This is a genomic window from Lysinibacillus alkalisoli (assembly GCF_014643595.1).
In the GTDB taxonomy this organism is placed as follows: Bacteria; Bacillota; Bacilli; order Bacillales_A; family Planococcaceae; genus Metalysinibacillus; species Metalysinibacillus alkalisoli.
On record NZ_BMJT01000016.1, the window covers coordinates 1 to 22976 of the forward strand.

Annotated in this window: 7 protein-coding genes; 1 reads left to right on the forward strand and 6 read right to left on the reverse strand. The window is 35.7% G+C overall.

The genetic code is table 11. The features are described 5' to 3' along the window. Positions 1–472 precede the first annotated feature (472 nt). Positions 473–718, forward strand: a complete 246-nt coding sequence (locus IEW44_RS15945; protein WP_229704269.1) for a transposase — start codon at positions 473–475, stop codon at positions 716–718. A 781-nt stretch (positions 719–1499) separates the two neighbouring features. Here the strand turns inward: IEW44_RS15945 and IEW44_RS15290 are convergent. The 6 genes from IEW44_RS15290 to IEW44_RS15315 all read right to left on the reverse strand — a co-directional run bounded on the left by IEW44_RS15290 (position 1500) and on the right by IEW44_RS15315 (position 22943). Continuing rightward, positions 1500–2198, reverse strand: coding sequence for a 4'-phosphopantetheinyl transferase family protein (locus IEW44_RS15290; protein ID WP_188615935.1), 699 nt, complete (start codon positions 2196–2198; stop codon positions 1500–1502). Further along, entirely contained in the window at positions 2199–2909 is a 711-nt protein-coding gene (locus tag IEW44_RS15295) for a thioesterase II family protein (RefSeq protein ID WP_188615936.1), read from the reverse strand. A gap of 29 nt (positions 2910–2938) precedes the next feature. Then, positions 2939–3991, reverse strand: coding sequence for a DNA polymerase IV (gene dinB, locus IEW44_RS15300; protein ID WP_188615937.1), 1053 nt, complete (start codon positions 3989–3991; stop codon positions 2939–2941). A 15-nt stretch (positions 3992–4006) separates the two neighbouring features. After that, complete coding sequence (locus tag IEW44_RS15305) at positions 4007–4612, reverse strand: DUF6434 domain-containing protein (RefSeq protein WP_188615938.1); 606 nt, start codon at positions 4610–4612, stop codon at positions 4007–4009. A gap of 135 nt (positions 4613–4747) precedes the next feature. Next, positions 4748–18556: a non-ribosomal peptide synthetase gene (locus tag IEW44_RS15310; protein WP_188615939.1), complete on the reverse strand. Its 13809-nt coding sequence runs from the start codon at positions 18554–18556 to the stop codon at positions 4748–4750. After that, positions 18525–22943 carry a beta-ketoacyl synthase N-terminal-like domain-containing protein gene (locus IEW44_RS15315; protein ID WP_308421652.1) on the reverse strand — a complete coding sequence of 1473 codons (4419 nt, stop codon included), beginning with the start codon at positions 22941–22943 and terminating at the stop codon, positions 18525–18527. Before IEW44_RS15315 ends, IEW44_RS15310 begins: the two co-directional genes overlap by 32 nt. Positions 22944–22976: the final 33 nt, after the last annotated feature.

Below are 22976 nucleotides of genomic sequence, written 5' to 3' on the forward strand. Positions count from 1 at the left end.
TTTTACATGGAATCTCTCTTTTTTTATTGAATTTTATTGGTAGAAATTAGTTAATCAACAGACGTGGGGCGAGATTAGAAAAAGAGCAAATTGACGAGGAAGTCGTTCGTTTGGCGATTGAAAGCCAAGTGTTTGTATGAGGAAGGTTTGTGCAGCGTTTCGCTGTACAGACCTCTTTTTCGGTGATCCGGCTTTTTTGCGTTTCATTTGCGGAAAGAGCGTGAAAAAGAATGAGCAGATTCTGGAGGAATGTGAAAAAATAAGCACATACTCTCGGCAACTTGTCGGATTTATTGTGCAAATCACGTGCTGGAATAATGTGCTTAGTTACAGAAGTGAAGCTAATGTCCCAAACATTCTCTTTGGAGCATTTATCGCAAATTTTGACAAATAAAAAGGCACAATTCCTTTTTTCAAGAATTGCGCCCTTTAATTAAATAACTAACATATAGAATTGTCCTAAAATCACTTAATGCTTCTTAAAGTAACACACCCGTTAGCCGAAGTCGGCACAGATGTCGAGAAGCAATTTCCCAGTTCGGCGCACTTATGTTCCTGGGCAGGATTAGTACCGGGGCATAATGAGAGTGCGGGCAAGAGGAAGTCCACCAACATGAAAAAAGGAAATAAATACTTGAAATCAGCATTAATTGAAGCAGCTCATTCTGTCAGAGGATCCAAAACTTATTTGGGAGCCCTGTATAGGCGCACTGCATAAAGAAAGGGTAAAAAGCGTGCAGGGATATCAGTCGCTCATGCCATTTTAAGAATCACCTATTATCTTCTAACACGCAAAGAAATGTACGTAGACTTAGGTGAAGATTACTTTGACAAGCAAAAAGAACAATCGATTGTACGGTATTCTGTTCGAAGACTTGAAAACTTAGGTTACAACGTTACAATTACTGAACCAAATGCCTCCTAATTCAGCCCATAATTCGATTCCCATTTAGGCGCTGCATTTTTTAAAAATAAATAAGCTGCGTCTGATTTCGTATTGTCTTTTTCCCTAAATCGAAGATTTTAATTTTCATGGGAGTTTAAGTGTAATCCTTAATAATCTTGATTGCATTATAAATAAATAAGTGGTTACTTTCCTCAACTATATGACCCTATAACGGAAAAACGCGATCTTCTTATTGAAGAATCAGATTGTTGAATAAAGTGGCTAACATTTTTAATGCCTTTATTATTTTTCAAAGGACTTTATTAACTATGCATCATCAGAAAAAATGCAGATTTACAACGTTAAGAAAATGCACAATTTTATACAGCAACGCCAACGCTGCAACAGTTACAAAGACACACACAAACCTTGAAGGAATTAGGTTTATATGTAACTGCATCCAATGCAAAAGCCACAAACACTTTGAAATCAGCGGTTGTAGCTTTTTGAAGTATTCCCAAACTTTGAATTGGAAACGTAACGGCTGAGGCCCTCAGAATACAGAGCTCAAGCCGCGTGGCGTATTTTAATATTTTCACTTAATTAATTTTAATTAAAACAGGATTGTTGAACTCTTAGTTTGATAAATCTTATTAAAATTCTCCATATTAACATATTGAACTTTAATGTCTATTATCTTTTTTTTACTACAAACAGCCAGCTTATACTCATTATCAAGATATAGTTGATTGAAGAAATATAATTTAGAATTTTGATCAATGGTTTGATACTCACCATTTTCTTCTCTTATACAGAACGAATTAAGAGGGATTGATAGACCTTTTCCTAAAGCCTTGATATAGGATTCCTTCATTGTCCAATACTCATAAAAGCAAGCTATTTGTTCAAAAGATGATTTGCGTTGAATCTCAGCAAATTCACTTGGTGTGAAAAACCTTTCAGCAATCCCTAAATCAATATCTTTTATCTTTTCAATATCAATACCTACTTCATTATCATCTGTCGCACATACTACCCAATTATGAGAATGAGATAAATTATAATGAAAGCTAGGGAACTCGCTAACAAAAGGTTTTCCATACTTATTGTAAGAATAAGAGAAGTTAACAGCTTTTAATTCTTTCCATATAACATACTGAGTAAGTAGTGATCCACATAGAGACCGGATAGCGTCTTCCTCTCTAACATATCGTCTAACTCTCTCTTGCCTTTCCATGGGTATTTGAGACAAATACCTCTCCATTTGGTATTCCGTTAGACTTTCAGGTATCTCAATAGCATATATATTCATTTATCTATTACGCACAAACTGATTACTCAATATGTCATCTATTAAAGTAACAACACGATTCTCTTGGGGTTGAATGAAGAAATGTCCGCCTTTAAATTCATACCACCTACATGTCTGGCTTGTGTGTATTTTCCACCCTTGCATCTCATCTATCTTGATATCATCCTCATCCCCATAAAAAACATAGAAGGGGATATTTAACAAATTTGATCTCTTCTGAAATTTATATGTTTCAACCAACTTATAGTCCGCTCGGATAGAAGGGAGGTATAAATCTAGAAGATCTCGATTATTAAGCAACTGCTCAGGTGTACCTCCTAAACTAAAAACCTTCTCTATAAAACGTTCTTTTTCAAATAAATGGACTTGTTCTTTAGGAGGAAGGTGTGGTGCTGATTTTGCAGAGAAAAAGACAGCCACTGGTAACCTATGGTTATACTCTTGAATTCTGTGGCAGAGTTCAAATGCTAGTAGGCTTCCCATACTGTGACCAAAAATAGCGTAAGGCTCTTCTCCTGTAAGAACAGGTAGTACTATTTGATAAATATCATCTACTGCTTCTTCTACATTATCATAACACTTCTCTTGAAACCTTCTTCCTCTACCTGCCAATTCAATATTTAAGATTTCAATATCTTCAGATAATAGCCTATGCCATTTACTAAAGACTACAGAGGAACCTCCTGCAAATGGTATACAAATTAATTTCACTATCCAGTACCCCTTCTTAAATTTATTCCTTATAAGAACCCTTCCTCTTCTACAACTTCCTCATGTAGGTGAGAAACATATATCCCTATATTACGTATGGGATCCCTGCTTTCGAGACTGTCCCATAATTCGATAGCTACATTATAAATTTCTAACGGGTCTCTTACATTTCTTGATTTTTGCTTGGTTACGGAAGAAAAATCTCCATACCGCACTTTTAGCTTTATAACACTTCCTTGTAAGTGTTGCTTATTAAGATTTCCTGATAATATATTTGTTAACTCTCTTAACTTTAAAAAAATGACTTCCTCGTCATTAACATCTTCATGGAACGTAAACTCTTTCCCCATTGACTTTCTTTTTCTTTCACTTACTACAGGTGAATCGTCTTGACCCCTGACATTTCGATATAGCAAGTAACCTCGCTTGTTAAAATATCTAATTAAATCTGCTTCACTCCATTTAAGAAGGTCCTCTCCAGTATAAATACCCAATTCATTCATCTTCTTTTCGGTTACCTTTCCAACACCGAAAAATTTAGATATAGGTAATTCTTTTATGAATTCTGCAGCCTTATCTGGTGGTACAACGGTGAGTCCACAAGGCTTTTGAACATCTGATGCAATTTTAGACAAGAACTTATTGTAGGAAACCCCTGCAGATGATGTTATCCCTATCTCACGGTAGATGGTTCGCTGTAAATCCTTAGCAATTATCGTAGCGGAAGGCGTCCCAAAATAGTTTGTTGTGACATCTAAAAAAGCTTCATCAAATGCAATAGGTTCAATTACATCTGTATAACGTCTATAGATTTCCATAATCTCTTGAGAAACTTTTTTATAATAATCAAGCCTTGGTGGAATAAAAATAGCATGGGGACAAAGCTTACGTGCCATATAAGTAGGCATCGATGAATAAATACCGTATTTTCTTGCTTCATATGAACAGGTAGTAACAACGCCTCTTTCCTTCGTATCACGAGCAATTACTACAGGCTTTCCTTTTAAACTAGGGTTATCTCGTTGTTCTATTGATGAATAGAATGCATCCATATCTATATGAATGATTTTACGAGTGCTCATTTCTTTTCACCCACTTTATTTTTTGGGTCTATATACATTATCACCGCGTTGACTGCGCACTTCTTTCCAAGCACTTATAGCTTCTTTTAGTGAATTCCCTTTATTAGTTGGATCATCATAATAGTCACGAATAAATGTGTTATATTCAAACTGTCTTGAAATAGTAGAACGTTTTCCGTTCTTCTTATCTTCTTGTAATTTATAATAATGGTCCACTACATCCTTATATGTTTTTCCAGCATTTTCTTTAATAAAGTTTTGTAAATCCACTGAGAAGTGAAATTTAGGACCAATTACACTTTTAAAGAATTCTCTGTGCTCCTGAGTACACTTAAAGCCTGGTTCAATCAGGGTTTCTAAATTCATGGAACCGGAACTTTTAGTTGGAGAATAGGATGATCTTTTAGGAGTAGATACTGTTCTAGTAACCCTTAAACGCTGACCTGTTTTTAGATAATGTGTAATACGTTCTGTAATATCTATTTTTGAGCCAGAAGCACTCATTCCAATATCTCTACAAAAGTTTTGTAATTCTTCCTTTAACCAATAAAACTCAAGGAAATCTACTACTGAGATATTTTTATCTAGATTCGGGCGTTCATCTTGTATTCTTTTACTCATTTTCTACTCTTCTCCCTCCCTAAAATTTTACTTATAATAAATATTTTCTCATATTTTTTCATATCACGCAACCCTTGGCATTTGCGTTTAACAAAAGGCCCAGCCTATTTTACTGAAAATAGGCAGGGTTAAAAGTTATGCTAAAACAGCATTCTCTTGTTTTTCGATAAACGGCAATACCTTTTGATCAAAGTCTTCTGTATGAGTTAAATAAGGGTAGTGGCCTGAACCCTTAATTTCCATATAGGTTCCATCAGGGACTAACTCACTTATCTCTCGCGAAATACTTGGACTGACAATTGTATCAAAGTTACCAGCTATACACATTGTTGGTACTTTAATATCAGATAACCATTCTTTCCCAGAGAGAGTTAGGATTTGTGTAATGTAGCGCATAACCACAAGTGGATCGACGCATTGGCTTTTATTCAATAGCTCTCTGGCATTTTCAATAATAGCTAAACGGGTATCCATTTCTATGTTCTCCACTACCACATCGAAGTCTTGATTTACTCCCGCTGAAATCATGCTTGCACCTTCAATCATTTGTTCAATTGTAAGATCTTCCACTTTAATATCAGGTAGACCAAAGTTTTTATAGAAGCTTCCTGATAAAGTCAATGAAGCAAGGAGTTCTGGATATTCCTTAGCGAAGAACTGAGATACTACCCCTCCAAAGCAAGATCCAATAACATGAATCTTTCTCTCGATTCCCAAAGTCTGCAGTACTTCTTTGAATATAACAGCGACTACTTCATTAGTTATTTGCTTTGGTAATTCACTTATACCATAGCCAGGGTGGTGAATAACGATTAATTGATATTTATCTGACCATGACTTTAACTGATTCGTCCAAATTGGAGCGGTTAAACCAATAGCAGGCACTAAAAGGATTGGAACACCTTCTCCAATTGTAAAGACTTCAATTTTTTTATTAAAAGAAGTATTAATCATCATGTGATACATATTGTCAGGATTAAAAGTCACATCAGATTTGTTCATCACTTGATCTTTAATTGCTTTTAAAGTTCCATTTGAATATTTGTCTCCGTATTCATAAAGCATCTCACTAACTTTACTTTGCTCAGTTATACTTAGTATTTCAATATTAGGGTTAATTAACATACTTGTCGATGCGTATACTTTGTCTGTTAAGACATTATGAGGCATGAGGGACTCTTCTGTAGGCTCATTAATAACCTGACTAAATAAATTAATTTCAACCTCTGAAACAGGCATCGGTTGAACATTCTGTTTCTCAATAACACTTCCTCCAAATTTCCTAATAAGCACCTCACTATTATTCTCTATTAAATACTCAGTTACATCAGTCACCGTTGTGTTTTCTAATAAGAGCATGACGTGTAATTTTTCATCCAACTCTTTTTCAAACTCTTGATGAATATCTGTAACAATGAGAGAGTCAACACCATAAAAGCTGAATTCCTTGTCGTTTTCTATCTTCTGTGCACTTAGCTTTAATACTCTAGAAAAGATTTCTTTAACAAACAGTTCCACTTTCTGCTTCAATGCTTCCTTGTCTAACGTTATTGAAACAATATCTACAGGTTTAGCATAGATATCTTTTGTTTGTTTTTTAGCACTCAAATCTTTGTTAAAGGTATTACTACTTGAAGTAGCGATATTTACCTCTGGCAGTTCTACTCCCATAAGAGTCAACACATTATCTTCTACATTTAGGGCCATAACTTGTTTCGTTTGATGAGAAAGTACTTTTTCTAAAGCTTCCATACCTATTCTTGTTTGAATTGGATGTATACCTTTAGATTTAAGCATTCCCATAAATTCATCTAGTTCGTTATCCCAGAAACCCCAATTTATAATTTGGACAGGATAACTTAGCCTTGAGGAAATATGGGATGCAAATGCATCTTTGAACGTACATCCTGCAGCATAGCTGGACCAACCAACATTTCCTGTAAATGCTTCTCCTGAAGAGAAGAATAGTAAAAAGTCTAAATCCTGGCCTTTAAGAGCATTAAAGAGAATTAAACTACCTACTGCCTTAGAACCAAGCTCTTCTTTTAATTTTTCCTCATTAATATTTGAGATAACTTCGTATGCAAAGTTCATAGCTGAATGAATCACACCATTTATTTTTCCAAAATGATGAATGGCTTGTTTAACTGCTCTTTCCATTCCTTCTTGGTCCATCAGATCAGCTTGAATATATAGAACCTCTCCGCCCTTTTCTTCTATTGCCTTGACTTTTTCACGAAGCTGAACATTTAAGGCTGTTCTTCCAGTTATCACTAACTTCGCCTTATAATTTTCCGCTAAATACAAGGATAATTTATGTCCAACATTACCCATTCCACCTACAATAAAGTACACTCCATTTTTCTTGTAAGCTGAATTTGAATTACCGGACAATTTTTCTGGAAGTAATATTCTTTCGAAACGTTTGCCGTTTCGGAATGCTACTTCTTTAACTCTGGTAGCTGTTTCTTCCCCTGCAATTAGTAACGCATTATCATTATGGCTATCTTCTAAAGCGATATCCATACAACTCACCGTAATATTCTTATATTCTTTGGCCAATGATTTTGAGAAGCCTATTAGGGACGCACTATAAGGATAGTTAACCTCATTTTCAGAAAGAATCTGCACATTATTCGTAACGACTTTTAACTGGACCTTTTTATTTGGTAAACCTGTCTCTATCGCTCGAACAATACGGTAAAGTTGAATAACGCCTTTGTCCTGGATTTCTGCAAATCTTTCTATATCCGTACTGTTTACCTCAAGGGACTGAGTCAACCCTCCCAAAAAGTAAATGACATCAATATCTTGAGTCTCTTTTAATAAGCGAACGGTACCTTCTAATGTACAATCCATCTCCCAGACTTCATTGGTCAATTGGTTAGTTCTCGTTGATGGTTTAGCTTGATAAACCACGTCATGAACATGGTGATTTTTTAATTGAGTAACCAATTCTTCAAAACCTTCAGGCTCAATGATAAGGACCTTTCTGTTCTCTTTTAGTGGTTTTACTGTTTGTTCTACTTCTTTCCAAAATGGTTTATAGAAGAAGCGATCGAGAACTAATTCATTGTTTTCTTTATACGAGCATCCTTCCCATTTTGCACAAATATCACCATTGTAATTAATGAAGGCTATGTTAAAGATATCTTCTTCAGCTTTTTGAACATACACCATACCCTCAGTTCCAAACCCTTGGGAAGTATATACTTCATGAATAACTTTAATACCTTCCTCTGTAATTACACCGAAACATTTCTCGATGACTTTTAGCACTTCAGAAACAAGAGTTTGATCATAGAAATAATCATGACGGATACTATTATTCTTCCACTCTATTACCATCTCTTGATCATTGTATTTACATTCCATTATTAAGTTTTCTGGTGAGAACGCTCTAGTGACCCCTGTTTGTAATTTATTAAGAATGGCAGTTACAGGAAGAGGTGAGTTATTTAGTAATTGGCCATCATATTTAGCAACACCTTGAGCAAGTGTTTTTTCCTCTTCGCCAACACACACATTAAATTTTATTAATTCATCCTTATTTTCTAAATGAATATATAAATGAATGTCTTCACCACTTACTATATCTGGTTGAACTAATTCTAAATTTTGTACTTTCATATTTTCGTTAACTTGTTGTAGAGCAACCTTAATCACTTCTAACATCATCACTCTATAACTATAAGGATTCGCCAAGCTTTCTATCATCTCTTTAGTTAAAAAAGTTTTATAGACTACTCCACCTTTAGTGAGACTTAAATTAGCATCTATCTCATGAACTAATGGATGAATATTGGCACCTTTTTTCATTAGTGGGAAATCATCTGTCACCCAGCATCTTTCTTTTGCAAATGGATATTTAGGAACTGTTACCTTCGTTTTTGGTAATCCTTCGTGTAGTAAATTCCACGCAATATCAATACCCGATACCCATAGATGTGCTAATTTATCCAGCTGTTTATTGAGTATTAGATCTTTAATAAACCTTTTTCCTTCTTTACCGGTAAATAGGAAATCTGTATTTCCATGTGACTGGTCAAAATTGTTGTGATAGATTTTATTGCTACTTTCATTCCCATTGCAATACTCCAATAACTTTTCTACGGCTTCTTCTGAGGAAGATGCAACTATGGCCAGTCTTTCTTCCATCTCCTCCCGGCCGGTTTGTAAGGTATACGCGATATCATTAAACGGAATCGTAGTCGAATGACTTTCTACTTTTATAGATGGATTTACTTTTTCCATTACCGAAGATACATTTTCTTCTAAATTAATGTCTAATGTAATATTGTAGTTATCTTTAAAAGTACTAACTAAGGCTTTTAACTCGACAAGACCCATTCCATATTCATCAAAAGAGGTATAAATATCTAAATCAGATGGTGAAACGGTCAAAATATCTGAGAGCTCTTTAAGGATCGCTTCCCTGAAGTTGGGAATAGCTTGTGCCTTCTGTTTTTGTTCTACAGACAACTGGGACCGAACAAACTCTCTCATATTACCCTGATCTTGTGATAAAAACTTCACCATACTTTTTGCATACTCATTTAGCTGCTCTTTGTTTTTTGCTGAGAGAACTAGCAGCTGTGGTGAAGAGTCTTCTTTACTTTCTTCAATAATACTCGGTTCGTATTCTTCCAAGATAATGTGAGCATTTGCTCCCCCAGCACCAAAAGAACTAATGCCTGCTCTTCTTGGCAGACGTATTTCTCGACCATCTTTCACCAGTACAGGCTGTTCCCAATCTTCATATTTCTGCTGAACATAAAAAGGTGTTTGCTCAAAATTAATATTTGAATTTAATACATCTGAGTGAATAGATGGCACTAGTTTTTTATGCTTTAATTGCAGAACTATCTTCGTAATACCTGCTATGCCTGCTGCGGATTCACAGTGACCAATATTGGACTTTACAGAGCCGATCGAGCAGAAGTTCCTATCTTTTGTGTATTTACCAAAAGCTTTACTAATACCCGTGATCTCAATAGGATCTCCTAAAGCTGTCCCTGTTCCATGCGCCTCAATATAACTAATTGTTCTTGGATCAATGCCTGTCTTATCTAATGCTTTCTTAATAAGATTTTCTTGAGCTTTTGGATTAGGTACTGTATAACCATTTGTCTTCCCACCATGGTTGACTACTGAACCTTTAATAACAGAGTAGATTCGATCGTTATCTTCAATAGCTTTCTTTAATGGTTTTAATAAAACTGCACCCACTCCTTCTCCTGGGACATATCCATCTCCACCTTCTCCAAAGCTTCTGCATAGACCTTCGGAGGAAGCGAACTTGGTCTGACTTAGAAAGATATGTTTATTAGGATGGATAGTTAAATTCACACCCCCTGCTATGGCCATATCAATTTCACCATTTCGGATACTTTCACACGCCAAGTGAATAGTAGTAAGAGATGACGAACACATGGTATCTAAAGTGAGACTAGGGCCATTAAAGTTAAAGAAGAAAGATACTCTATTGGCAATAGATGCATACGAAGAAGTTGGTGTTACAATGACACCTTCTTCAATTTCTCCACCATATAATTGATACTGCCCCCACATCGCTCCCACGTATACACCGACATTTTTATCGGCTAGTTTTTTACGTGTATATCCCGCATCTTCTAATGTGTGCCATACTGTTTGGATAAATAAGCGCTCTTGCGGATCAAGCATCTGTGCCTCCAATGGGGAGATATTAAAGAATAAAGGATCAAATTTATCAACATCATCTAAAAATCCACCCCATTTTGAGTATGTTTTGCCTCTCTCGCCTTTTTGCTCAGTAAAATATTCTTTATAATCCCAACGATCACTTGGTATCTCAGTGATACAGTTCTTCCCATCTTTTAAGTTCTCCCAAAACATCTCTAAGTTCTTCGCCATTGGATACTGACCGTCAATTCCAATAATGGCTATATCATCATCAAATACATGGTGATTAACAGTAGGGGTATACTCATGAGTATTGCTTTCTTTATACTTCTCTTCCTTGCCTACTTCTGGTTTCAAAAGCTCCTCTAGTTGTGGTTCCTTGATGATTTCCTTGTCTTCAAAGGTATCCTCTTGATTCAGGATCTCTGTATGATTAACTAATTGGTCCTCATTGTTTTTAAGACCTAATAGTTCAATCAATTGAGAGCTATGGTACTCAATAAAATAATCTGCAAGCTCTGAAGTATTTTGATATTCGAAAAATAGCGTTTTAGAGATATCCCCAAATATAGTCTCGAGCTCTGCATTGAGTTTTAGAATCATAACGGAGTCAATACCGTACACTTCAAAAGCCTCTTCTTCGTCAATTTTATAACTAGGAACTTCAGTAGCCTTCGAAATAACTTCTTTTAAATACTCAATGGTTGATTCCTGTAATTCCTGCTGATTAAATTCTGAATCCTCGTTTGTTTCACTTACCTCTATGCTTTTGTTCGTTTGTTCAATACTTTTCACCTGTAGAACTTCGTCAATTTTCATTACATCGCCCTCCAGCGGGATTAATTGATTCGCAGTTTGCTTGACTGCAACGTTAATTGTGCGTATTGCGTGTGCGTCACTGAGTGGAGATACACCCCATTTTTTCTTCATCATTTCGGTAACTCTGCTATCCACTTTCATACCGCCGTTTTGCCATAATGGCCAACTAATTGATATCGTTTTTCCCTTTTTATCCTTTCGATTCTCTTTCCATTCAGCAAACTCATTAAGGTAACTGTTAGCATATGCATAGTCACTTTGCCCAATATTTCCTGTGATACTTGAAATAGAGGAGAAAAGAATAAAAAGGTCCACGTCAAAATCCTTTATTGCTTCTTCGATATTTATAGTCCCGAAAACTTTTGGTTGAATTACTTGTCTAAAATCTTCTAAAGATTTCTTTAAAAGATAAGAATCCTTAATAATTCCAGCTGCATGAAAAATTCCATCAATATTTTCATGCTTCTCTTTTATAATTTCAAAGGCGTGATGAACATCTTTGCTTTTGGAAACATCTGCTTGAAGATAGCTAACGGAAGCTCCTAACTTCTCTAGATACTCTAGTTGACCATTTAATTCTTTACATAACCCAGAGCGCCCCAATAGATACAGGTAAGGTTTTTTTGCATGCTGAACTATGCTTTTAGCCAAGAACAGACCTATGGTCCCAGCACCACCGGATATAATGTACACACCTTCATCCTTAAAAGTAGGTTCAATATCTTTAAGCAACTGATTTTCGACTCTTGCCTTTACTATTGATTTGACATATCTTTTATCCTCGAGATATCGAACATCTTTAGATTCCTCTGACCGTTCTTGTCGAACTAATTCATGTAATTGATTAGCAGTTTTATAGATACTATCAATTCCTACAGTCCTGACAAGAATGTTTGGTTGTTCAATGACGATGGTTTTAGCTAAACCACTTATCGCTTGGTCAAATACAGTATTTAGATCTTTAGACGCACAATCATAGACATAAGTTATATCAGCTCGATTCACTCCTTGAGTCATTAACGTTTTGACTAATGAGAATATAGCCTCCGCACTATGGCTGAACTTTTGCTTAACTGTTAATCCCACTGAAGATAATGGCCAAAAAATACTCATATTGTTAGGTACATATGTTAATTGTGTTCGGATTTCTTTAAAAAGGAGTTCAATATCCTTATCATTCATAGGGTTAATTGAATAAAGCATTGAACCTTCTTTTCTAAAAGAGTCCCCTGTTTTAACTAATACGACATTTTCACTCTTAATCCACTCAGCATATCGAGAAGGATTGTTATCAAAAATAATTTCGACCTCTTTTTCTGCATGTAAATCTTGTCCCAACTGAATACTGCTTTCCATCCAAATCGGCTCATAGAAATGGATTGGATTTAGTTTCTTTTTCTCAGGAGCTTTAACCATTCGTAATGAGTAATCTTTTATATATACCAATATATTACCTGACAGGTCTGTTAGATAAATATCATATTTGCGAACATTATCTTCACCATTTTTTAGAACCCCATAGACATAGCATTTTTCCAATAATGGGCGGTGTATTTGGACTTCCCCTATAGCAAAAGGTAAGAGCAGTTCTTTGTTATCCCTTCCTTCCCCCAGCAATAGGATGATGGTTTGCAATGCCCCATCCATTATAGAAGGATGTAAGGTGTAATCTTTAATTTGTTTTCTGTCATCCGGCACATTAATAAAAGCCAATGATTCACTGTTACTATGATGAATGCTCTCGATTACCTGAAATGACGGACCATATTTAAAGTCATTTTCTCTGAATAATTGATAGCAATCCTCTTTACTCTTCTGATATGAGCATCGCTCTTTAATAGCAGGTAAGTCTACAGGGGAAAGCTCCTCTAAAGGTTGCTGAAAAGCAAGTTTACCACTTGACAGTAAATTTCTTTTGGATGTGAAAGAGTACGAAAGTTCGGATTGATTAGTTTCCTCCAGGTAAATTTCTATTTTTTCATCAACATTCTCCCCAATAATTAAGGGTTTTGACCAAACAATATTTTTGATTAGGTTAACTTTATAATTTGGAAAACTTCTCTTAGTAGCAGCTAAGGACATTTCTAAATAAGCTACCCCTGGCATAACTCTTTGTTGATCTACTACATGATCTTTTATAAAGTATTCATTACCTGTCAGAAAAACTTCACATATGTTATCAGTCACCATATCACTTTTTTCTAACATAGGATGTTGCTGTTCTAATGGCTTTGAACGCTTTACAGACTCTTGTCCTTTTTTATTATGTATCGGAAAGGACTCTCCTTTAAAAGGGTAAGATGGTAATGGAACTCTCTGAATCTGGTTTGCATCTTCTTTATACAATAATTCCCAGTTAATAGAGTTACCTATCGCCCACTGATAAGCTATATCTTTTAATCTCTTGTTTTGTAGTAAATCATCTATGTCCTGATGTTCAAGTAAATCTGGATGTGGTTTTCTCTTCTTTAAAGTATGATGATAAAATTGACCTTGCTTCGAATCTTTTAGGAATGCATCTAGCTTCTCTAGTAACTCCTCTTCTGAAGATACTACTGTAGAAAACCTTGATTTCATACCGTCTCTTCCCACTTGAAGAGTATAAGAAATATTCTTGAGATTATAAAGTGCCTTTTGTTTAATCGGTTTCTCTCTTAAAAGAAAAGCTCTTAGGCTAAGAGCTACCCCCTTTAACTCTTCATCAGTCTGAGCTGCAAGTGGAATAATGTAAGATTTGTCTCCATTATCTTCTTCTACAGTATGCTCATAATCCTGAAGAACGATATGTGCATTGCTTCCCCCGAATCCAAAAGAGCTTACACCAGCTATACGAGAAAAATCGTCTTGTTTATCGCCTTTCATTGATTTCCATTCCTCTTTCTCACGTACTAAATAAAAAGGACTATGATCTAAATCGATATAAGGATTTTTCTCCTTTAAGTGAACATTGGATGGTAACACCTCATGTTGCATACATAATAGAATTTTAATTAGGCCAGCCATTCCAGCAGCTGCTTCTAAATGACCTATATTGCTTTTCACTGATCCTATTCCACAATGAGGTTCAGATGGAATTTCTAGACCCCATTCTTTATATAGTTGATTAAAAGCTGCTTTTAACCCATCAATTTCTATTGGATCACCTAGTTCTGTTCCTGTTCCATGCGCTTCGATGTAAGAAACCATAGAAGGATTGATATTAGCTTTCTGATAGGCTTTTATTAACAAGTCGGTCTGAGCATTAGGATTTGGTGCAGTAAAAGAATTTGCTTTTCCTCCATGATTAACCGCTGAACCTCGCACAACTGCATAAATATAATCATGTTCTTCTAATGCCTTGGATAATGGTTTTAGTAATACAGTTGCTACCCCTTCTCCCCTAACATAACCATTAGCGCTAGAATCAAAGGCTTTGCATCTACCATCTACACTAAGCATTCCTACTTTACTAGCAGCAATGCTCGCAAATGGATTTAGAATTACATTGACTGCGCCTGCAATGGCTTGCTCACATTCTCCGCTTTGAATAGCAGCGATTGCTCTATGCATAGCCACCAGTCCACTAGAACAAGCCGTATCTACTGGTTCGCTAGGACCCGTAAGATTTAATAAATAGGACACTCTATTAGCTAAGACACTTCGAGCAATACCAGTCAGCGTATAGTTTTCTATTTTTTCTCCTACCGTACCCATAAAGTCAGAACCACTTGAGCCAATGAAAACTCCTGTGGAAGACCCTGAGAACTCTGATGGTCTATGACCTGAATTTTCTATTGTATTCCATACACTTTCCAGAATCAATCTTTGTTGAGGGTCCATTGAATTGGCTTCAAAAGGAGAAATTCCAAAGAAAGAAGGGTCAAACTTATCGACGTTAGGAATAAATCCTCCCCATTTAGAGCTTATCTTGTTACCATCTGTCATTGGATTTCCGTCAAACTCTCTCCAATCCCAACGAGAGGCAGGAACTTCCTCAATTAAATCTTTATCGTTGAAAAGTGAATCCCAAAACTCACCAAGATCATGGCTTTGAGGCATTTTTCCCCACATACCCACAACAGCAATCGGTTCTTTTGTCAGTGGAATATCTTCACTTACTGTCACTTTCTCTTCGCTAACTGGCTTTCTAACTCCTATCTTTTCTTCCGAAACAGATAAGACAAGCGATTCTAGCTTCTCTTGATAGTGAGTGGAAAGATGATGGGCCAATGATTCAATGGTTGAATACTGATAAAAGATATTAGGCTTAATATCTATCTCATATAGCTGTGATATCTTCTGAGCCAGTTTTGTATAAGAAATGGAGTCAAACCCGTATTCACCTATATTTAACGAAACATCTATATCAAACTTATCTATCTCATTAGTTACAGAAATTAATTTAATTAATGAAGTTACCATCACTTGTTTAAGGTCATTATCCTTCTTTCCCTCAAGCGTTTGATTACCTGAAACATTTTTCACCTCAAACTTTGTACGCAAGGTATCCTCATCTAAATCTCTCAGCACCTTTCGATCAATTTTTTGATTTAAAGTAAGTGGAAAGTTCTTAACTATTATGACTTTTGAAGGAATCATATACCCAGGAAGTTTGTTAGAGAGGTCTTGGAGTAATTCCTTAATAAACTCTCTACCTTTGTCAGCTACCTGTTGAATAAACCCTACTAGTTGAGGTACATGTTGTTTATTATTCCTCAATACTACAACTGCTTCGCTTACATTTTTGTTTGTTTTAAGAACCGCTTCTATTTCACCTAACTCCAAACGAAATCCTCTTAGTTTTACTTGCTGGTCACTTCTCCCGATGTATTCAATCTCACCATTCTTAAGATATCTTGCTAGATCACCCGTTTTATACATCGTAGTATGGGGTACAAGCGGGTTTGGAATGAAGCTCTTTTTCGTTAATTCCAGATTCTTATAGTATCCTTTTGATAAACCGTCTCCAGCAATGTACAGATCACCTGATACTCCATTCGGGACTGGGAGTAGATCAGAATTTAACACATAAACTTGAGTATTTCCGATAGGTCGTCCTATAGTAATAGGTCCATTAAAAGTAAGCGGACTAATAGTTGACCAAATCGTTGTCTCTGTTGGTCCATAGACGTTCCATACTTTTGATCCTTGTTGAGTTAAAAATTGCTTAATATCTTGGTCTACTCTTTCTCCACCAACTAGCAACTTCATTTGTGCTTCTGGTAACCAGCCCGATTCCTTAATCATGCGCCAATTGGATGGTGTCCCTTGCACAACGTTAATGCTTCTCTCTTCAAGGACCCTTTTAATGGCTGAACCGTCTCTAATATCTTCGTCTGTACCTATTTCAACAGAAGCACCGCTTATTATAGGTAGAAATAATTCCAATCCTGCGATATCAAAGCATATTGTCGTTAAAGAAAAGAATTTTTCACTTGATTGGATATCTAACGTATCCTTCATGTAGGAAAGAAAATTCGTCAAACCCTCATGTAAAACTTCTACTCCTTTTGGCTTCCCTGTTGAACCAGAAGTGTAAATAACATAAGCCGTATCATCCATTGAAGTTGGCTGTTCATTTAGAACTAAGCTACTTTCACTTTCGATAAATTTATGATCCAAGTCCAATAAGATCGGTGTTATACCATCTATAGCAACATCTTTTGATAACTCTGACTCGGTAATAATAAATCTCAATTCGCTATGTTCAATCATATAATGCACGCGATCCCTAGGATAAATCGGATCTAATGGTACATATGCTGCGCCTGCTTTATGAATGGCAAGTAGGGATGCAAGTAATTTAGGTGTTCTCGTCAAACAGACTCCTACTAGGTCACCATGATTAACTCCACGTTTCTTCAAAAGATTGGCTAAGCGATTGGAGTAACTGTTTAGTTCTTGATACGTCATAGAAATTTCCCCAACAGACACAGCCACTGAAGCAGGGTACATAAGAGCAGCTTGTTCAAAAAGCTCATGTGTTGGAGTAGGATTGTAGTCAAATTTAGTATTATTCCAGTTTAATAACGTATTGTTTAGTTCTTCTTCCGTCAAAACATGCAGAGATGTCAACTTTTGCTCTGGGTTATCAAGGACACTTTTAAGCAGATGCACATAATGTTCTGCCATCTTTTCAATAATCGATTGTTCATAAAGTGTTGGATTATATTTAAAACAGATGTCTACAGTTTCTTTCATCTCTATAATCTCTAGCGTTAGGTCAAATTCACCTTGCTGATGGATTTCTAAGATTGGTTCCCCTAAAAAAGATTCTTCTCTACTATTGATTTTTTCAATCTCTTCAACCCAGTTTTGATAATAAAAGGCTGTATTAAATAACTGTGACTTATTTGTATCATTAGATACCTGATATAGCGGATAAGAACTATGCTCCATGGCATCAAATAATTTGTCCTCATTTCTTTTTACTAGCGAAAGAAATGTATCCTCATTCTCTACTATGTTGTCAAATAAGGTCATATTCATGAAAAATCCAATTACATTTTCAAAGTCAACTTGAGCTCTGTTTGCCATTGGAATGCCCATTACTACATTCTCTTCTGTATATTTTTTTAATAACAGAGAATAAACAGACAACATAATGCTGTATAAAGAATGATAATAATCAAAGGAAAAATTTTTTACCTTCTCTAAAGTATTCTTTTCTAACGTAATGGAATAATTCGCCCCCTTAAATTTTTCTACTTCTTTTTCACTACTGATGTAAGGAAGCTTTATAGGAGAAATACTATCCTTTACAATGTTTAACCAGAATTCTTTCGAAGCACTTCCTCTATCACTGTGTATCATCGTATCTTCCCAAATTACAAAGTCCTTAAAGGTAGTTAAGTCTTTATGGGTTAGTGTTATATTCCGATTATTTTTCCATTGAACATAATATTCTTGTAAATCATTCAAAAAGATTTGCATGGATAAACCGTCAAAGATAATATGGTGAATATTAATTAATACCGAAACAGGTTTTTTATCTACGTGGTATAAAGTAGCATTAATTAATGGACCTTCTTCTAACGAAAAAGGTTTATAGGCTTCGCTTTGCATACTACTTACTAAAGACTCCTTTGGGTCTTCCATTATATCTACTTTAAGGACTGGCACTTCCAAAGAGTCGAGGATATACTGTTTAATTCCTTGCCCCTTATCATCCTTAAATACTGTCCTTAATGAAGGATGCTTTTTTATTACCGCTTGCAGAGCGTAGTAAAATGCTTCTGAATCAAAATTTGAGTTTAATTGATATGCCATCGGGACATTGTAAGCTGTAGCATTAGGAAATAATTTATAAACTGTCCAAAGGGCTTCTTGCCCTTTAGACAGATTAAAACCTGCTGTATAGTCCACTTCAAGGCTGTTAGATATATTGATGGATTTACCAGTTAAACGTTCAATAGCAACTTTCATATCTATTTCATTGCTTTCAACTTTCTTATATATCCCTTCTCGGGTTGGATTTTTCATGATTTTCTCCCCAATCACTACTAAAGATTTTATGGTCAATGGATGCTGCCTCTTCTGCAGTAACCGTTCCTTTTGCAACCTCATTCGTAAGTAAATGAATGATTTTATCCTCTAATGAAGGTGCTTCTAGAGCTATTGCTGATTCCTTATAGGCACTGACCAGATCATTTTCAAATTCTGTATTTTGTTTATTTAAAAATTGAACGATTTTTTCTAAAGAAGCTCTTTCAAAAATAACCTTCGCTGTTATATCAATGTTAGACTTTTTAAGTATGTTAATTAGCTTCATAGCGTATAAAGAATTGAAGCCGTACTGCATTAAAGGGCGATGAACATCTAATTTGTCTTTAGGTATTTGTAAAAGGTTGCATACCGCATCCGTTACCAAATCTTGAAGAGTAACATCTGCCATTTCTTCAATATGAATTGGTTTAATCTCATCTACTTCTCTACTTTCTTCGATTCTTTCAGTAGGTTGAGATAAATCTGTTCCTGGAGATTTATTAGCATGGTTTCCACTAGTAATCCAATGAGATTCTCTTAAGAATGGATAACCTGGAAGAGAAATCGTGGTACCTTCCTCAACGTAACAATAGATATCCCAATTTAAGGAGACTCCTTTCACCCATATTTGAGCTATTTTTTCCAGGGAGCCCTTTTCCATCCATATATTTAAGAGCGACAGGTAATCAGGATCATCTTTAAATAAGTTCAAATCGCTTTCCTGAGTTCTTATGTCTCCTTTAAATATGTTTAATTGCTCCTCAGAACCTGAAAGGAAATTCTCTAATTGTTTACTTAGACTAGTAATTGAACCTGCTATAAAAGCCAATCGACACTCCATATGCTCACGCCCATATAAAAGAGTATGTGCCAGGTTTTCTATGTTCAGATGAGAATTAGACACGATATGACTGTGAAGTTGCTTCGCTACTTCAATAAGCTGTTCTTCACTCTTAGCAGAGAGAACAATCAATCTAGGTTCCCCTCCCTTGTTTATGGAACTTTGTATTTCTAAGGACTGATATTCTTCTAAAACCACAAAAACGTTAGTACCTCCTGCAGCAAATGAACAGATACCTGCACGTAAAGGGTATCCATTTAAACCGTCCTCTTTACATAAACTCGGTCTCTTCCAATCCTCAACAGTGGACTGTAAATAAAAAGGGGTATTTTGCAGCTCAATGAATGGATTAAGTTTTTCAAACTGTAGGGTAGGTACAAGTTTTTTATGCTTTAACTGCAAGATTACCTTTGTTAATTGTGAAATCCCTGACGCTGCTTCTAAATGCCCAATATTAGACTTAATGGTTCCAATCGGGCAGAATTGTTTTTCATCTGTAAACTCCTTAAATGCTTTTGTGAGAGCATTCATTTCTACTGCATCCGCTATAGGGGAACCATTAGCAGCGGATTCAATATAGCTAATACTTTCGGGTGAAATATCATTTTTAATGAGTGTTTCTCTGATTAAATTTTGTTGAGCACTAACGCTTGGCGAAGAGTAGGCACCTGCGTTACCACTGTGATTTGTACCAGATCCTTTAATGACACCATATATACGGTCTCTCCTGCTTTCCGCTTTAGATAAGGATTTTAGCAGAATAGCTCCAATTCCTTCGCTTGGGACAAACCCATCGCTATTATAGAAACTCATACTTTTTGAACTACTTCCAAGTAACCCTAAGTCAGATAGCGCAGCGTATTTCCCAGCGTGAAGACTTAAATTTACTCCTAGAACAATAGCTGTGCTACACTCGCCCCGTTTGATACTTTCCGTCGCTAAGTGAAGGGCCATTAATGAGGAAGAACACGCTGTATCTACAGCCATACTTGGCCCTTGGAAATTGTAAAAATGTGAGATTCTGTTAGCTATTGCCGAATAGGACTGTATCGCTAACATAGCTTTAAGATCATCAGAATCTGCAAGTAGGTGGTAGTGTTGATACATGCTTCCAATAAACACCCCTACTTTCTCACCTTTTTCTTGTAATTCTCTTAGCTTAGAAACCGTGTATCCCGAATCTTCTAAGGTATGCCATACCATTTCTAAGGCTAAGCGTACCTGGGGATCCATATATTTGGCCTCACTCGGTGGAATTCCAAAAAACAGGGAGTCAAATTTATCAATATCAGTTAGAAAACCACCCCACTTACTCTTAGAACTCCTGTTTTCTTCACCGCTCTGATAATATTGACTTGCCTTCCATCGTTCCTCTGGAACTTCTTCAATACAATTTTTTGATGAAACTAAATTATCCCATAGTGATTCTAGATTAGAGGCATGAGGATATTTCCCACTAATACCAATAACAGCAACGTCCTGATTTATACTAGACTCTAGTTCTGCTTGTAATTGATTCGTTGTACTAATGCCTTTTTCAAATCTCTTAAGAGAGACTGTTTTCTTATGTGTTGGGGTAAAATGTCCCCCTATAAAGCTATGAACTAAAAAGGTTGATTCTGGTACTCCAAAGTAGTTCTGTAACGCCCCAAAGTTTACTCCTCCTACTGGAACAAGACCTATATTAAAGTCAGATTGTCTATCCATCAGCAATTGTCCCACATGCCCTGCTTCCATAAGGGATGCATGTAAAGACAATTGTGGTAAATCGTTATAATTTATGTCCATAGTGAGATACAAGCAAAAAGCTGCATCCCTAAGGTGAGGTCTATTAAAAGGCGTATAGCTCTTATTAATTGGAATATCGTGATGTCTACTTACTAATGTTAAGCTATGTGTACCTTTATCATATTTATAAACTCCTTCGCCAAGCCCCTCTATTTTATTTGCCTTTACATATACATAAATTTGTAGTAGAGAGTCTTGACCTAGAGTTGGATATAGTCTTTCTCTCTGATCGCCAAAGTCTTTTACTAGAGAAAGGAAGCCACCAATTTGATCAGTAGATAACTTTTTATCCTCATATATTCTTTGACTAGAACGCGCATAATAATCAGCTGAGCTATAGTGGTTCTGTCTTAACTTAACGCTCTTCCTGATATATGCGTCCTTTCTAATATGCAATTTCTCTTTGGTAATTTCTTGAATTTCCTCTTCTGATAATCCATGGTATTCCATCTGCCCATACATCTTCTCAATATCATTTGAGTTTATAAAAGAAGAATTGATATGTTTAAGCAATGTTGTTTCATTTATTTTCAAAGGTGTTGTATCTATAGGCTCTTCGTAATTTACTTGGCCACCTAACAAGCAGTGAATAAATTTATGGCTTTTATTCAGGTTAAATAGTGCAGATATTGAATCAAAGTTCACACCGAAAGTTGAGCAAAGTCCTATATTAAAGTGAAACTGGTTGCTCATTAGCAATTGACTCATATATCCTGTGTCTAAGATTACTAAACTGTCACTGAATTGTTTATAAAAAGGCTGGATTGCGGCCATTTCAGCAATAAAGAAAATAGCGAATTTTGATTCTCTATAAATCTCTTGATGATAGGAAGAAAAAATACTTTTCGTCACATGGTCTCCACCTGACATCATGTGAAGTTCGTGTAGATGTGGATTGTAATAGTAAATACCTGCCTCTAAACCCGTTACTCCATTTTCCTTGGCATATACATAAGTTTGAACTGAATATTTCCCACCAGCCGAAGGGTATAAATATTTATCATTTCCACCTATTTTCTGAACTTTAAGCAGACTTAAAAGCTCATTAAGTTCTTCAAGGTTCACTGACGATACTGTAAATTCATGTTTTGACGAATAAGCAGAAAGATACTTAGGATCAATATCGGCAGTCTCCAACCTAATATTTGAGAGAGTAGATACTGTTTCAACAGTTTTTTCTGTAGGTAAATTACTGTTGTTCGTTTCTAAAGATATAGAACTTTTTTCATTTTCTTGCTTTAAGTAGTAGGTTGCTATTTCATATATAGTTGAATTTTCTAATAGAACTTCAATTGGCAAAGAAATATTGTTTTTTTCTTTTAAGGCTTGTGCAATATTCACGAGTGTAAGTGAAGTAGTTCCTAGATTAAAAATATCGTCATTAACATCAATAGTAGGAATATTTAAGATTTCTTTAAAACAGTCAGTAATTTTTTCAAGGATGCTATTAATATTCATCTGTTCATCATACTCTTTCCCTTCACTTACTCTCATTTTTTTAGATAGCTCTTCATAATCAAGTTTTCCATTAACAGTTAACGGGAGCTCCGGAACCTCTGAAATGATATTAGGAACCATGTATTGAGGAACTTTGCTCCTCATAAATTTTCTGATTTCAGTAGAAGATAATGGTTCTTTTAGTACAACACAAGCAACAATGCTATCCTCCTGCGTTACCTTATTATCAACAATCACAACAGCGTCTTGGATAGACTTATGAGCTTTTAATGCTGCTTCAATTTCTCCTAATTCAATTCGGAAACCTCGTACTTTAACCTGATTATCATT

Coding starts and splice junctions, on each gene's coding strand:
- IEW44_RS15945 (WP_229704269.1), top strand. CDS start 473: ATGCTTCTTAAAGTAACACACCCGTTAGCCGAAGTCGGCACAGATGTC.
- IEW44_RS15290 (WP_188615935.1), bottom strand. CDS start 2,198: ATGAATATATATGCTATTGAGATACCTGAAAGTCTAACGGAATACCAA.
- dinB (WP_188615937.1), bottom strand. CDS start 3,991: ATGAGCACTCGTAAAATCATTCATATAGATATGGATGCATTCTATTCA.
- IEW44_RS15305 (WP_188615938.1), bottom strand. CDS start 4,612: ATGAGTAAAAGAATACAAGATGAACGCCCGAATCTAGATAAAAATATC.
- IEW44_RS15310 (WP_188615939.1), bottom strand. CDS start 18,556: ATGAAAAATCCAACCCGAGAAGGGATATATAAGAAAGTTGAAAGCAAT.